At 70.3% G+C, this 13,027-nt stretch carries 13 protein-coding genes and 1 pseudogene; 4 read left to right on the forward strand and 10 right to left on the reverse strand.

Going from position 1 to position 13,027, the window contains the following annotated elements; translation table 11 throughout:
- Window positions 1-35: 35 nt before the first annotated feature.
- Together FNH08_RS29405 and FNH08_RS29410 are read right to left on the reverse strand one after the other, a co-directional pair.
- Window positions 36-773 (reverse strand): methionine ABC transporter permease, encoded by a 738-nt coding sequence (locus FNH08_RS29405; protein ID WP_322725681.1) that lies wholly within the window; start codon window positions 771-773, stop codon window positions 36-38.
- A complete protein-coding gene (locus FNH08_RS29410) occupies window positions 770-1,813 on the reverse strand; it encodes a methionine ABC transporter ATP-binding protein (RefSeq protein ID WP_322725683.1) in 1,044 nt (347 codons plus the stop codon). The genes FNH08_RS29405 and FNH08_RS29410 overlap by 4 nt, the downstream gene beginning before the upstream one ends.
- A gap of 532 nt (window positions 1,814-2,345) precedes the next feature.
- Here FNH08_RS29410 and FNH08_RS29415 point away from each other — a divergent pair.
- Window positions 2,346-2,705, forward strand: coding sequence for a hypothetical protein (locus FNH08_RS29415; protein ID WP_152774564.1), 360 nt, complete (start codon window positions 2,346-2,348; stop codon window positions 2,703-2,705).
- On the forward strand, window positions 2,686-3,129 hold the full coding sequence (locus FNH08_RS29420) for a hypothetical protein (protein WP_194238658.1): 444 nt from the start codon (window positions 2,686-2,688) through the stop codon (window positions 3,127-3,129). The genes FNH08_RS29415 and FNH08_RS29420 overlap by 20 nt, the downstream gene beginning before the upstream one ends.
- Before the next feature lie 77 nt (window positions 3,130-3,206).
- On the opposite strand, the gene FNH08_RS29425 is transcribed toward FNH08_RS29420, so the two are convergent.
- The 3 genes from FNH08_RS29425 to FNH08_RS29435 form a co-directional block, all read right to left on the reverse strand.
- Complete coding sequence (locus tag FNH08_RS29425) at window positions 3,207-3,710, reverse strand: GNAT family N-acetyltransferase (protein WP_152774566.1); 504 nt, start codon at window positions 3,708-3,710, stop codon at window positions 3,207-3,209.
- Between the two features lie 44 nt (window positions 3,711-3,754).
- Window positions 3,755-4,276, reverse strand: coding sequence for a sigma-70 family RNA polymerase sigma factor (locus FNH08_RS29430; protein ID WP_152774567.1), 522 nt, complete (start codon window positions 4,274-4,276; stop codon window positions 3,755-3,757).
- A 73-nt stretch (window positions 4,277-4,349) separates the two neighbouring features.
- Window positions 4,350-5,516 (reverse strand): glycerophosphodiester phosphodiesterase, encoded by a 1,167-nt coding sequence (locus FNH08_RS29435; protein WP_152774568.1) that lies wholly within the window; start codon window positions 5,514-5,516, stop codon window positions 4,350-4,352.
- Between the two features lie 377 nt (window positions 5,517-5,893).
- Here FNH08_RS29435 and FNH08_RS29440 point away from each other — a divergent pair, with 377 nt between their 5' ends.
- Complete coding sequence (locus FNH08_RS29440) at window positions 5,894-6,568, forward strand: lysophospholipid acyltransferase family protein (RefSeq protein WP_152774569.1); 675 nt, start codon at window positions 5,894-5,896, stop codon at window positions 6,566-6,568.
- Window positions 6,569-6,645: 77 nt separating this feature from the next.
- On the opposite strand, the gene FNH08_RS29445 is transcribed toward FNH08_RS29440, so the two are convergent.
- The 5 genes and pseudogenes from FNH08_RS29445 to FNH08_RS29465 all read right to left on the reverse strand — a co-directional run.
- Window positions 6,646-8,169, reverse strand: a complete 1,524-nt coding sequence (locus tag FNH08_RS29445; RefSeq protein ID WP_152774570.1) for an MFS transporter — start codon at window positions 8,167-8,169, stop codon at window positions 6,646-6,648.
- Entirely contained in the window at window positions 8,166-8,717 is a 552-nt protein-coding gene (locus FNH08_RS29450; RefSeq protein ID WP_152774571.1) for a TetR/AcrR family transcriptional regulator, read from the reverse strand. Before FNH08_RS29450 ends, FNH08_RS29445 begins: the two co-directional genes overlap by 4 nt.
- Window positions 8,718-8,834: 117 nt before the next feature.
- A complete protein-coding gene (locus FNH08_RS29455) occupies window positions 8,835-9,806 on the reverse strand; it encodes an aldo/keto reductase (protein ID WP_152774572.1) in 972 nt (323 codons plus the stop codon).
- A 246-nt stretch (window positions 9,807-10,052) separates the two neighbouring features.
- The gene (gene argH / locus FNH08_RS29460; RefSeq protein WP_322725685.1) at window positions 10,053-11,483 is read right to left on the reverse strand and encodes an argininosuccinate lyase; all 1,431 of its coding nucleotides are present in this window, start codon (window positions 11,481-11,483) and stop codon (window positions 10,053-10,055) included.
- 78 nt (window positions 11,484-11,561) lie between these two features.
- Window positions 11,562-11,735 (reverse strand): annotated as a pseudogene (locus FNH08_RS29465) (argininosuccinate synthase domain-containing protein); the annotation flags it as partial.
- A 325-nt stretch (window positions 11,736-12,060) separates the two neighbouring features.
- Between FNH08_RS29465 and FNH08_RS29470 the strand changes: the two are divergent.
- Window positions 12,061-13,027: hypothetical protein (locus FNH08_RS29470; protein ID WP_228034430.1), on the forward strand; the 967-nt coding region annotated here is incomplete at its 3' end.

The raw sequence follows: 13,027 nt of genomic DNA on the forward strand, positions 1-13,027 counted from the left end.
GCGGGCGGGGAGTTCGGGGAGTTCGAGGAAGGAGTTCAGGCGGTCTTGCCGGTGTCGGCGGTCGCGGGCTCCTTGGTCTTCAGCAGGCGCAGCTTGGGGGTGGGGCCCGAACGGCCGCCGCGCCGGTGCAGTCCGCGGGCCGCGTAGTCGCCGGCGAACTGGATGAGCGAGATGACGACGGCGAGGACCGCCACGGTGATCCACATGAGCCCGGTCTCGAAGCGCTGGTAGCCGTAGCGGATGGCGATGTCGCCGAGGCCCCCCGCGCCGACGGTGCCCGCCATCGCCGAGTAGCCGATGAGGGCGACGATCGTGGTGGTGGTGCCGGCGATCAGGGAGGGCAGGGACTCGGGTACGAGGACCTTGCGGACGATCGTCCAGGTGTTGCCGCCCATGGCCTGCACGGCCTCGACGAGCCCGTGGTCCACTTCGCGGACAGACGTCTCGACAAGGCGCGCGAAGAAGGGGATCGCCCCGATGGCGAGGGGCACGATGGCGGCCTCACGGCCGATCGTCGTCCCCGTGATCCAGCGCGTGAAGGTCATCAGGGCGACCATCAGGATGATGAACGGCATCGAGCGGGCCACGTTCACGACCTGCCCGATGACCTTGTTGGCGACGACGTTCTCAAGGACGCCACCGCGGTCGGTGAGCACGAGCAGTACGCCGAGCGGGAGGCCGCCGACGACCGCGACGAGGGTGGACCAGCCGACCATGTAGAGGGTGTCCCAACATGCCTGCTCCAGCAGGGGCTGCATCTCCGACCAGGTCACTTGGCGGCACCTTCCTTCACCGGCTCGGGCTTCTGATCGCGGCCCAGGACGTCGAGCTGCAGGCCCTGTTCGCGCAGGAAGCCGATCGGCACGACGTTGTCCTCGTAGCGGCCGGGCAGTTCGATGCGCATCCGGCCGATCTGCTTTCCGGCGACGGTGTCGATGGCCGCGCCGAGGATCGAGATGTCGATGTTGTAGGTGCGCGAGAGCTGCGAGATGACGGGCTGGGTGGCCGCCTCGCCGTGGAAGGTGACGTCGACGACGGTGCGGTCGTCCCCGGAGGCGTCGCCGCCGACCGGGAAGAGGGCCGCGGCCAGTTCGGAGCCCGGGGTCGCGAGGAGTTCGCTGACGGTGCCGGACTCGACGATGCGGCCCTGCTCCATGAGGGCGGCGGAGTCGCAGATCGACTTGACGACGTCCATCTCGTGCGTGATGAGCAGGACGGTGAGGCCCAGCTGCTGGTTCAGGTCCCGCAGCAGTTGGAGGATGGATCGGGTGGTCTCCGGGTCGAGGGCGCTGGTCGCCTCGTCGGAGAGGAGCACCTTCGGGTCGCCGGCGAGGGCGCGGGCGATGCCGACGCGCTGCTTCTGGCCGCCGGAGAGCTGGGCCGGGTACGCCTTCGCCTTGTCGGCGAGCCCGACGAGGTCGAGGAGTTCGAGCGCCTTGCGGGAACGCTCCTTCCCGGACTTGCCGAGGATCTCCAGGGGCAGTTCGACGTTGTCCTGGACGGTGCGCGAGGACAGCAGATTGAAGTGCTGGAAGACCATGCCGATCCGGCTGCGCGCCGCGCGGAGTTCCCGGCCGGCGCGCGGGCCGCGGCCGACCAGGGCCGTGAGGTCCCGCCCGGCGACGGTGACCGTCCCGGAGGTGGGTCGCTCCAGCAGGTTGACGCAGCGGATGAGCGAGGACTTGCCGGCGCCTGACTGGCCGATGACGCCGTACACCTCGCCTTCGGGGACGTGCAGGTCGACGCCGTCGAGGGCGGTGACCTCACGGCCGCGTGAGCGGTAGACCTTGGTGAGGCCTGATGTGGTGATCACTGGGGGTTTCCATCACTGTCGAGTGCGCGGGCGTGGGTGTGCCCGGACGCGGAAGGGAACAGGTGCGCAAGGGGGTACCCCATGCCGGTCGGGCAGTGGGGGCGGCTTCCGTCACATACGGCGAACGGCGTACGGACATGCCACAGCGGCTCGCTTCGGGGCGCGAGACTCAGGGGTGGTGCGGGGGCCCTCTAGAAGGCGCACATTCGACACAGACAACGAGCACCGGGCGCCGGGGTCGCCTCGGTCGCAGGGATGCGGCAGCTCGTGGTGGTCATGCGATCAGTAAACCAGACCTGCGGTCCTGACACGGCACCCGCTGTCCGCATGATGGACAGTGGTGGACAGGGCTGTCGGGGACGTCGTCCCTGGTCCGGGAGGTCCGTGGGCGGCGCCTGGACCTGTCGGGTTGTGGTCAATGCCACGATGACCACTCCGGCGATGAGCCCTGCAATACGCCCACGGTGAGCGTTCCCGCGGGGAGGTCGGGGGCGGGGGCATCAGGGCTTTTGGCCCGTAATAGGGTCACGGCATGCTTGATGCCCTGACGGTGGCGGCCGCCGTTGCCGCGCTGCTGCTGGCCGCATGGTGCGGCTGGGCCGCGTACCGCGACCAGCCGACCAAGGACTGGCATTTCATCGGGATGGCCGTGGTGTCGCTGCTGGCCCTGGTGCAGTTGGTGGTCGGGATCGTGCAGCTGGCGCGCGGCGAGAAGCCGGAGCAGGGCACCACGATCTTCGTGGCGTACCTGCTCGGGGCGCTGGCCTGCGTTCCGGTGGCCGGCTTCATGTCGCTGGCCGAACGGACCCGCTGGGGCAGCGTGACCGTGGCGGCCGGCGGTGTGGTGCTGGCCGTGCTCCAAGTGCGGCTCTATGACATCTGGGGAGGCTGAGATGGCTACCGCCGAGGAGCGAACGCCGGGAACGCGGCGAACGCGGCTCATCAAGGGGCCGGGGATGCTGCTCGTCTGGTTGTACGGCGTGATGGTCGTCGGTGCGGTGTCGCGCTCCGCGGTGCAGATCTCCACCGAGTTCGAGCATGCCCCCCTTGCCTACTCGCTCTCCGCCATGGCCGGCCTGGTGTACGGCTTCATCACGTACTCGCTGGTGCGGGGTGGGGAGACGGCCCGCAAGGCGGCGTTGGTGTGCTGCGCCGCCGAGCTGTTGGGCGTGCTGGTGGTGGGGACGTGGACGCTGGTCGAACCCTCGGCCTTCCCTGACGCGACGGTGTGGTCGGACTACGGGATGGGGTACTTGTTCATTCCCGTGTTGCTGCCGCTGTCGGCCATTTACTGGTTGCGTAAGGGGGCGCGGTAGGGGGTGCCGCCTTAGGTTTTTGGGCGGCTGCAGGTCCGTCGTGGCTTGTCGCGCAGTTCCCCGCGCCCCTAACCGGCTTACGCCGTCGCTGCGTACGTTCCCGCCGGGGCCGACTTCTCCAGGACGATCATCGGGACGCCGTCATCGCCCTTCGATGTGCCCACCGTCTCGTAGCCCACCCGCCGGTACAGGCGCAGGCCTCCCTCGCTGCGCTGGCCCGCGTGGAGGCGGAACCTCGTGGCGCCCCGTTCCTCGGCGAGGGCCGCTTCGGCCGCGCGGAGGAGGCGGGCGCCGATCCCGTGGCCCTGGAGGCGCGGGTGGACGCAGAGCTTGCCGATGGACGCGGCGCCGTCGTCGCCGATGGTGCCGCGGACGGAGCCGACCACCTCGTCACCCAGCCGGGCCACGAACACACAGTCCGCGGTGACCTCTGCGCGCACCGCTTCGAGCGGCTGGACGAGCGGCTCAATGCGGTAGTTGCCGTACAGAGCGGCCTCACTCTGGAAGCACAGGTACTGCAGTCTGAAGATCTGCTCGGCATCCTGCTCGGTCGCCACGGAGATGGTCACGCTCATGCCCATGTGTGCACGCCTCCCGCTCACCTGTCGCCTGTTGTCCCTCACTCCTATCCCCGTGGTTCGCGGGCCGCAACCTCCGCGTTGAGTAAACGACGCAGACATCCCAGGCATCTGGAACGTTCCGGTCCAAGACTCCCCTGTGAGATACCCAACTCACTCGCGATCTCACGGTACGTAAGGTCCTTGGGGGAAAGGAGCGCCGCGAGGAGCCGGGGACAGCGGCCGGGCAACCGGCGCACCGCCGCATGAAGGGCACGGCGGCGGGCGGCTGCGAGGGCCAGGTGCTCGGGGCCGTGGCCGCGGTCGTCGGCAGGACCGGCGAGTTCGGCGGATTCGTCGTACGGCCGTTCCCGGCGGGTCGTACGGCGGGTGCGGCGCACCTCGGAGCGGACGGCCCGGCGCAGCCACCCCTGCGGGTCCACGGGTGGGCCGTCGGAGTCGAGGCGTTCCAGGAGGCGGAGCCAGACCGCCTGTTCCAGGTCGCCCGGCTCGGTTCCGGAGGCGTGCGCCTCGGCCGAGGCCTCGGCGGTGAGAAGCGGGCGAAGGACGGCGACCAGGTCGTGTGTCATATGCGGCACGACGCGGCCGCCCGGGCAAGGGGTTGCCCGGGCGGCCGTCTGTCACCCCATCGGGGCCTGCCGCTCAGCTGTTGACGAAGTCCTCGCGGGCCAGCACTCCGGTGTCCGGGTTGTCGGTGAAGACACCGTCGATGCCCGTGGCGAAGTACGTCTTGAAGACGCCGAAGACGTCGCCGTAGGCGTCCGCGTCCGTCCCCTTGCGGAAGCTCGCGGGCAGGAACGGGTTCTCGTTGCGCATCGTGTAGGGGTGCAGGACCAGGCCCACCTTGTGCGCGTCGGCGACGAGCGTGGTGGGCGTGGTGAGGTTGCCGTTCGCGTCCCTCGGGATGATCAGGTCGAGCGTCGGGCCGATGCCCTGCGCGTAACCGGCGATCTCCCGCAGACCCTGGGGCTTGATCAGGTCGGCGACCGTGCGAGGGTCGCCCGTCTCGACGAAGTCCCACGGGCGAGTGGTGGCTCCCGAGAGCAGGACGACGAGGGGGTTGTCGACGAGCTTGTTCAGGCGCTGGATGCTGGTCGGCTCGAAGGACTGCAGGATGACCGGCGAGTTCCGCCTGTCCTTGCCGTACTTGCGCAGCAGCTTGGCGACCCGCTCCTCCAGGCCCAGGCCGAGCTTGCGGAAGTAGGTGGGGTGCTTGAGCTCGGGGTAGATCCAGACCTGCTTGCCGCGCTTGCGGGTCTGCTCCTCCTGCCACCTCAGGACCTCTTCGAAGGTGGGGATCTCCCAGCGGCCGTTGTAGAGGGTGTTGTGCGGGCGGTTGGCCGGGATGCGTTCGGTCGCGCGGAGTGTCTTCAACTCGGCGAGCGTGAAGTCCTCGGTGAACCAGCCGGTGGTGTTGACACCGTCCAGCACCTTCGTGGTCTTGCGGTCGGCGAACTCGGGGTGGTTCGCGACGTCCGTGGTGCCGCCGATCTCCGGTTCGTGGCGGCAGACGAGGTGACCGTCCTTGGTGGGCACCAGGTCGCCGGCCTCGACGATGTCGGCGCCCAGGTCGAGGGCCAGTTGGTAGGAGCCGAGGGTGTGCTCGGGCCGGTAGCCGCTGGCCCCTCGGTGGCCGATGATCGTCGGCACAGGCAGGCTCTTCAGCCCGCCGCTCCCCTGCCGGGCGTCGGCGACCGCCGTCCCGGACAGCCCGAGAACCGCTCCGCCCGCCCCGAGCACCGCGGCGCCCAGCAGCGCCCGCCGTCCCGTCCCCCGGCCCTGCTGCTCGTACGACTCCTGCGTCCCCATACGACTCTCCTCCCACCAGACGCCCTGCACCTGTCAAAGCGCGACGATCGTAGGTGGCGTGAGGTGACGTACGGGAGACCTGGGACGGAACACGCGGATGACGCTGGATGTCTTCCGGATACCTTGCGGGACGGGCGAGTTGACGCACCGTCGGCTTGGCCGGGCCGGCCGGGGGTACTCGGCCGAGGCCGGCGCGCGCGATATCCGTCACACGAACGGCCCCGGCGTAGAAACGCTCATCGGGGCGCAACCGCAGGTAAAACTACGTCAACAGTACGTATCTACTCGGTGAACCCGATGTGCGAGACCCGGGGAACCGCGAGTATCGTCCTCACCTGCACAGACTCATATCGAACCCCTTGGCATCGGAGGGCCCGTTGTCCCGCTTCGCGTTCATCAAGGCCACGCTCGGACCGATCATGCGCCTGATGTTCCGCCCACGGGTGGAGGGTGCGGAGCACATCCCGGGGGACGGTCCGGTGATCCTCGCCGGCAACCACCTCACGTTCATCGACTCGATGATCCTGCCGCTGGTGTGCGACCGGCAGGTGTTCTTCATCGGCAAGGACGAGTACGTCACCGGCAAGGGCTTCAAGGGCCGGCTGATGGCCTGGTTCTTCACCGGCGTCGGCATGATCCCCGTTGACCGCGACGGCGGCCGGGGCGGTGTGGCCGCGCTGATGACCGGGCGGCGGATCCTGGAGGAAGGCCGGATGTTCGGCATCTACCCGGAGGGCACGCGGTCACCCGACGGGCGTCTGTACCGGGGGCGCACGGGTATCGCGCGGCTGACCCTGATGACCGGTGCGCCGGTTGTGCCGTTCGCGATGATCGGTACGGACAAGATCCAGCCGGGGGGTGCGGGGTTGCCGCGGCCGCGGCGGGTCACGGTGCGGTTCGGTGAGGCGATGGAGTTCTCCCGGTACGAGGGGATGGACCGTGACCGGTATGTGCTGCGTGCGGTGACCGACTCGGTGATGGCTGAGGTCATGCGGCTGTCGGGGCAGGAGTATGTGGACATGTATGCGACGAAGGCCAAAGAAGCGGCCTGAGCTCCGCTGGGTGACAGGACTACGGTCGTTCGTTGGCTGCGGGTTCGTCGTGGCTTGTCGCGCAGTTTCCCGCGCCCCTATCGGGGTGCGTCCTCCAGGCGCTGGTCGCGTAGCAGGAACCAGGCCGCTGCCGATGCCGCCAGTAGTACCGCCGAGCCGATGCCTGCCGCGAACGCCAGGCCGTTGACGAAGGCTTCGCGGGCCGCTGTCATGAGGGCGTCTGCGTTGTCCGCGGGCAGCGCGGAGGCCACCTCGACGGCGCCGCCGAGCGACTCGTGCGCCTCGGCCGGAGTGCCCGGCGGAGCCGGGAAGCCGCGGTACACACCGGTGACGATCGAGCCGAGCAGGGCGATGCCGAGGGCCGCGCCCAACTCGTACGCCGTCTCCGACACCGCGGACGCGGCACCCGCCTGCTCCTTGGGCACTCCCGAAAGGATCACGTCGGCGGTCACGGTGAACGAGAACCCCGCCCCGACACCCACCACCAGCAGTGCGGTACCGATCAGCGGGTAGCCGGTGGACTGGTCGACGACGGTGAGCGCGGCCAGCGCCAGCCCGACCGCCGCGAGACCGCCCGCGACCACCGACCGCACGGAGAACCTCCGGGCGAACGAGCCCGCGACCAGTCCGGCCGCCACCGCGCCCACGGCGGCGGGCAGTTCGGCGAGGCCCGCCTCGAACGGGCGCCTGCCCTGGACGAGTTGCAGGTACTGCGACAGGAAGAACACCAGCCCCGACAGGCCGAGGATGGTCAGCAGGTCGGCGAGCACGGCTCCGGAGAACCCGCGGTTGCGGAACAGCCGCATGTCCAGCAGCGGGATGGGCAGGACGAGTTGGCGCCGTACGAACCAGTGGAGGGCGCCCGCACCGAGCGCGGCGGCGCCCAGCGCGTCCAGCGACAGCCCGTGGGTCGCGAGTTCCTTCACCGCGTAGACGACACCGATCACGCCGACGAGCGACAGCGTGACGCTGGTCAGGTCCCAGGGACCGGGAGCGGGGTTGCGCGACTCGGGCAGCAGCTTGATGCCGACGACGACGAGGACGGCCATCACCGGAAGGTTGATCAGGAAGACCGAGCCCCACCAGAAGTGTTCGAGCAGGAAGCCGCCCGCGACCGGGCCGACCGCGGTGCCGGCGGAGGCGGTGGCGCCCCAGATGCCGATGGCGAGGCTGCGTTCACGCGGGTCGTGGAAGAGGTTGCGGATCAGGGCCAGCGTGGCGGGCATCAGGGTGGCGCCCGCGACACCGAGCAGGGCCCGCGCCAGGATCAGCAACTCCGGTGTCGCGGCGTAGGCGTTGAGCACCGATATCGCGCCGAAGGCCGTGGCGCCGATCAGCAGCAGCTTCTTGCGGCCGACACGGTCGCCGAGGCTGCCCATGGAGACGAGCAGGCCCGCGATCACGAACGAGTAGACGTCGCCGATCCACAGGAGCTGGGTGCCCGAGGGCTTCAGGTCCTCGCTGATGTAGGGCGTGGCGAGGCCGAGGACGGTCGCGTCGACGGCCACCAGCAGCACGGCGAGGACGAGGACGCCGAGCGCGAGCCAACGGCCCGGACGCTTCACCGCCTCGGGAGTCGTCGGCTGCAGGGCGCTGGTCATGATTCCTCTCTCCGTAGTGCGCCGCCGAGCAACAGCTCGACGATCATGAACTGGAAGTCCTTGGTGGCCACCCGGCCGTCGAGCACGGCCCAGGCGCCGGAGGCGACGAGCCCGTACAGCGCCTCGGTGAGCCAGGCGGGGGTGAGGTCGATGCGGAACTCGCCGTTCTCCTGGCCGCGCCGGAACAGCGCGGCGATGCGCGCGTCGATCCGGGCCCAGCCCTCGTTCTGGCTCTCGCCCTCGAACAGCTGGTTCTCGCCGTAGAGGAAGGCGAGCAGCCCGGCGACGGGTTCGAACTCCCCGACGAGTCGCCGCACGGCGTCGCTCGCCGGGCCCTCGTCCAGCCGGGCCGCGTCCAGGGCTTTCCCGCACTCCTCTATGCCGAGCGTCTCCAGCGCCCGGACGAGAGCGTCACGGCCGGCGAAGTGGCGGTGCAGCGTGGCCCGGCTGATCCCGGCCGCCTTGGCCACCTCGTCCATGGTGGCGGTGGACTTACGGGTCAGCAGGGCGGCGGCGCTGCGCAGCACCTGGTCACGATCGAGGGCCATGAGACAAACCTAGCCCATGTGAGACACGCATGTCTCACCGCAGGCATGAGAGTCTCATCACCCCTCTGACGGAGCGGTTACCGGTCCATCGTGGACCTCAGTGGTGTCTCGTGGACCTCAGTGCCAGGGCAGCTGCCCGCGCCGCCCCCAGTACGCGGCCGGCTCCTCGACGAGCGCGGCGAGGCGGGCCAACTGGTCGTCGTCGAGGTCGACGACGGCGGCGTGCAGGTTGGAGGCGAGCTGGAGGGTGGTCGCCGCGCCGGACAGCACGACACCCGCCCACGGCCAGCGCAGTACGAAGGCGAGGGCGACCGCGTCGGCGCCCATTCCGGACTGCTCGGCGATGGCCCTGACCGGCTCGGGAGCGTGCGGTCCGGCGAGGCGGCCGTTGGCCATGCCCTCCTTGACGATCACGGTGAGCCCGGCGTCGTGCGCCTCGGCGAGCGCGGGGGCGGCCGAGGTCTCCAGGGCGTTGTACGTGGACTGCACGGTGCGGAAGAGGGGCTCGCCGTCGACGGTCACCGAGAGCGCGGCGCGGATCGCCTCGGCCTGGGCGGGACCGCTGGTGGAGAAGCCGATCGTGGTCCCCCGCTCCGCGGCCTCGGCCAGCTTGGCGTGGAGCTCCTTGTCGGTGAGGGCCGGGCTGTCCGGGGTCACCGAGTGGATCTGGTACAGGTCGAGCCGGTCGCCGAGCAGTTCGGCGGTCTCGGCGCGCTGGCGCTCGTACGTCTGGACGCTGTGGTCCTTGACCTCGTGCGTCTCGGCGTCGGAGCGCCAGTCCGCGGTGTACGTGTAGCCCCACTTGCTGCCGATCACGACGTCGTCGACATCGGGGCGGGCCGTCAGCCAGCCGGCGAGGAACTCCTCCGCACGGCCGTAGGAGCGGGCCGCGTCGAAGTAGCGGACGCCCTGGGCGTAGGCGGCGTCGAGGAGTTCGTGGCTGCGGGCGCGCAGCGTCTCGGCGCTGCGGTCCTCTCCGAGGTCGTTGTCCCGGCCGAGGTTGATGTAACCGGGGCGTCCGACGGCGGCGAGACCGAGTCCGATGTGGCAGGTGGGGGTCGTTGCTGTGGCCAGTCGGGCGAAGGGCATCGCGGGCTCCGTTCGGTCGGCTCCGTAGGGCTTTCCGACCAACGTAACCCCCGATGACCTTCGTCATGCGGCGGCGGTGGGTGCGGGGCGGGTTCTCGCCCCCGCCGCCCCTACCCGTCCCGTCTCCCCAGGGGCTGCGCCCCTTCAGCCCCGCGCCTACGAGCTCGGGTCATTCGGTGCTTTGGCGAGTCCGCGTTCGTCGGGGCTTGTCGCGCCGTTCCCCGCGCCCCTGTCGGGGCGCTCCCCTTACCGCTTCTTCGCCGTGGCCCATGCGTGCTGGGAAGCCACGTCCGTCTTGACCTCGGCGAGTTGTACGGCCACCGCGCTCGGTGCCGTGCCTCCGCGGCCGCTGCGGGAGGCGAGTGCGCCCGGCACGTTGAGGACCGTCCGGACCTCGGGGGTGAGGTGGGCCGAGATCTTCGCGAACTGGTCGTCGGTCAGCTCGTCCAGTTCCTTGCCCTCCGCCTCGGCCGCCTTGACGCACTCCCCGGCGACCTCGTGGGCGACGCGGAACGGCACGCCCTGCTTGACCAGCCATTCGGCGACGTCGGTGGCGAGGGAGAACCCGGCCGGGGCCAGCTCCTCCATGCGCTCGCGGTGGACGGTCAGCGTGGCCATCATGCCGGTGAACGCGGGGAGCAGGATCTCCAGCTGGTCGATGGAGTCGAAGACCGGCTCCTTGTCCTCCTGGAGGTCGCGGTTGTACGCGAGGGGCAGGGCCTTGAGCGTCGCCATCAGGCCCGTCAGGTTGCCGATGAGACGGCCGCTCTTGCCCCGGGCCAGCTCCGCGATGTCCGGGTTCTTCTTCTGCGGCATGATCGACGAGCCCGTGGAGAACGCGTCGTGGAGGGTGACGAAGGAGAACTCCTTCGTGTTCCAGATGATGACCTCCTCGGCGATCCGGGAGAGGTTCACGCCGATCATCGCGGTGATGAAGGCGAACTCGGCGACGAAGTCGCGGGAGGCCGTGCCGTCGATGGAGTTCGCGGAGCTGCCGTGTTCGAAGCCCAGGTCCTTGGCCACCGCCTCCGGGTCCAGGCCGAGGCTGCTGCCCGCGAGGGCGCCCGAGCCGTACGGGGAGACCGCCGTGCGCTCGTCCCACTGGCGCAGGCGCTCCGCGTCCCGGGACAGGGACTGGACGTGGGCCAGGACGTGGTGGGCGAAGAGCACCGGCTGGGCGTGCTGGAGGTGGGTGCGGCCCGGCATGGCGACGTCCGGGTGGGCCTCGGCGAGGCCGACCAGCGCGTCCTGGAGCTCGGCGATCAGACCGCCGATGGTGCGGGCGTGGTCGCGCAGGTACATGCGGAAGAGGGTCGCGACCTGGTCGTTGCGGGACCGGCCGGCGCGCAGCTTGCCGCCGAGGTCGGGGCCGAGGCGCTCCAGCAGGCCGCGCTCCAGGGCGGTGTGGACGTCCTCGTCGGCGATGGTGCCCACGAAGGAGCCGTCGGCGACGTCCGCCTCGAGCTGGTCGAGACCGGCGATCATCCGCGTCAGCTCGTCGTCCGTGAGCAGGCCCGCCTTGTGCAGCACGCGCGCGTGGGCACGCGAACCGGCGATGTCGTACGGCGCGAGCCGCCAGTCGAAGTGGACGGACGCGGACAGCTTGGCCAGGGCCTCGGCGGGACCGTCGGCGAAACGGGCGCCCCAGAGCCGTACGTCACCGCTGTTGCTGCTCACTTTGCGTTTGCTCCCAGTTCCTAGTGAAGGTGTGGATATGACCGCAGACCCTATAGACCCTGGGCCGGGTCCGCGTCACTCGACGGCACCGCAGGCGAGCGCGCGCTTGCGGATGACCTCCAGGTCCTCTCCGCCCTGGCCGACGTCGACCGCGACGGCCACGACCTCGGCGCCCGTCTCCTCGGCGACCCAGCCGATGGCGACGGAGGTGTCCAGACCGCCCGAGTAGGCGAGTACGACGCGCTCGGTCACGGTTCTCTCCTCATGGTGCGCCCGCCGACATGCATGAGTATGCAGAGCTCTGCATGATTCGTCAATCTCGGACGGGTCGGCCCGTCGGACGGCAGGGGGCATTCTGGGCGCCGACCTGGGCTTTCCCGCCCATCTGCGGCGTCGGGCACGGTCGCCCCGAAAGAAGTTGAACGAAATTTCAGAAGCCCTTGAACGATGGAACGCGCTTTCTCGTACCTCTCCCCGAACGCCGGCGCCGCGTTTGTAAACCAAGGAATCAGAGGACCGGGCCCTCCCGCCGACCGACGGACGGCCCCGACCACCCGACCCCTAGTGAGGCATCCGCATGTCCAGGGCTCTTCCGAAGTACCACAAGCGCCGCGTCTTCATGATCGGCGGCGCCGCCGCTGTGGTGTTGTCAGGGGCGGTGATCGCTGGGTCCGCCTTGGCCGGGGAGACGTCGAAGAGCAACAACAACGCGTCGACCAAGGCTTCGCCCGGCACGATCAGCTGCCCTGCGGTGGAGGGCGAACTGCCGGAGATCCCCGCCTCCGCACAGGCCGAGGTCGACAACAACCTCGCCCAGCTCGAGACCCAGATCCAGGAAGCCAACCAGCGCCTCGTCGACACCGTCGGCCAGGGCGGCCCCAACTTCGTCCAGAACGCCATCCTCGGCCCCCTGGAAGACAAGCGCGTCGCGGCCCTCAACCGCATCGAGACCGCCATCGGCCGCGCCGCCGAAAAGCCCGAGGGCCTCGAAGCCCTCGCCCCCTGCGAGCTGAACGCCGGTGGTGACGCGGCAGCGGGCGAGGAGGCGGCAGGCGAGGGTGCGCAGGCCGGCGGTGGGGACGCCGCGGCCGAGGCCGGCGGGGCGGCCGGCGACAACGCCGCCGGCGGGGAAGCCGCGGGCGAGGGAGCCGCGGGCGACGCCGGGAACGCCGGCGGCGCCGAGGACGCCGGTGACGCGGCGGGCGGCGGAGCCGCCGGCACGATCAGCTGCCCGGCAGTGGAGGGCGACCTGCCCGCGATCCCCGCCTCCGCGCAGGCCGAGGTCGACCGCAACCTCGCCCAGCTGGAAACCCAGATCCAGGAAGCCAACCAGCGCCTCGTCGACACCGTCGGCCAGGGCGGCCCCAACTTCGTCCAGAACGCCATCCTCGGCCCCCTCGAGGACAAGCGCGTCGCCGCCCTCAACCGCATCGAGACCGCCATCGGCCGCGCCGCCGACAAGCCCGAAGGCCTCGAAGCCCTCGCCCCCTGCGAGCTGAACGCCGGTGGTGACGCGGCAGCGGGCGAGGAGGCGGCAGGCGAGG

Origin of the sequence: Streptomyces spongiae, from assembly GCF_009377185.1 — a bacterium.
Taxonomy (GTDB): Bacteria; Actinomycetota; Actinomycetes; order Streptomycetales; family Streptomycetaceae; genus Streptomyces; species Streptomyces spongiae.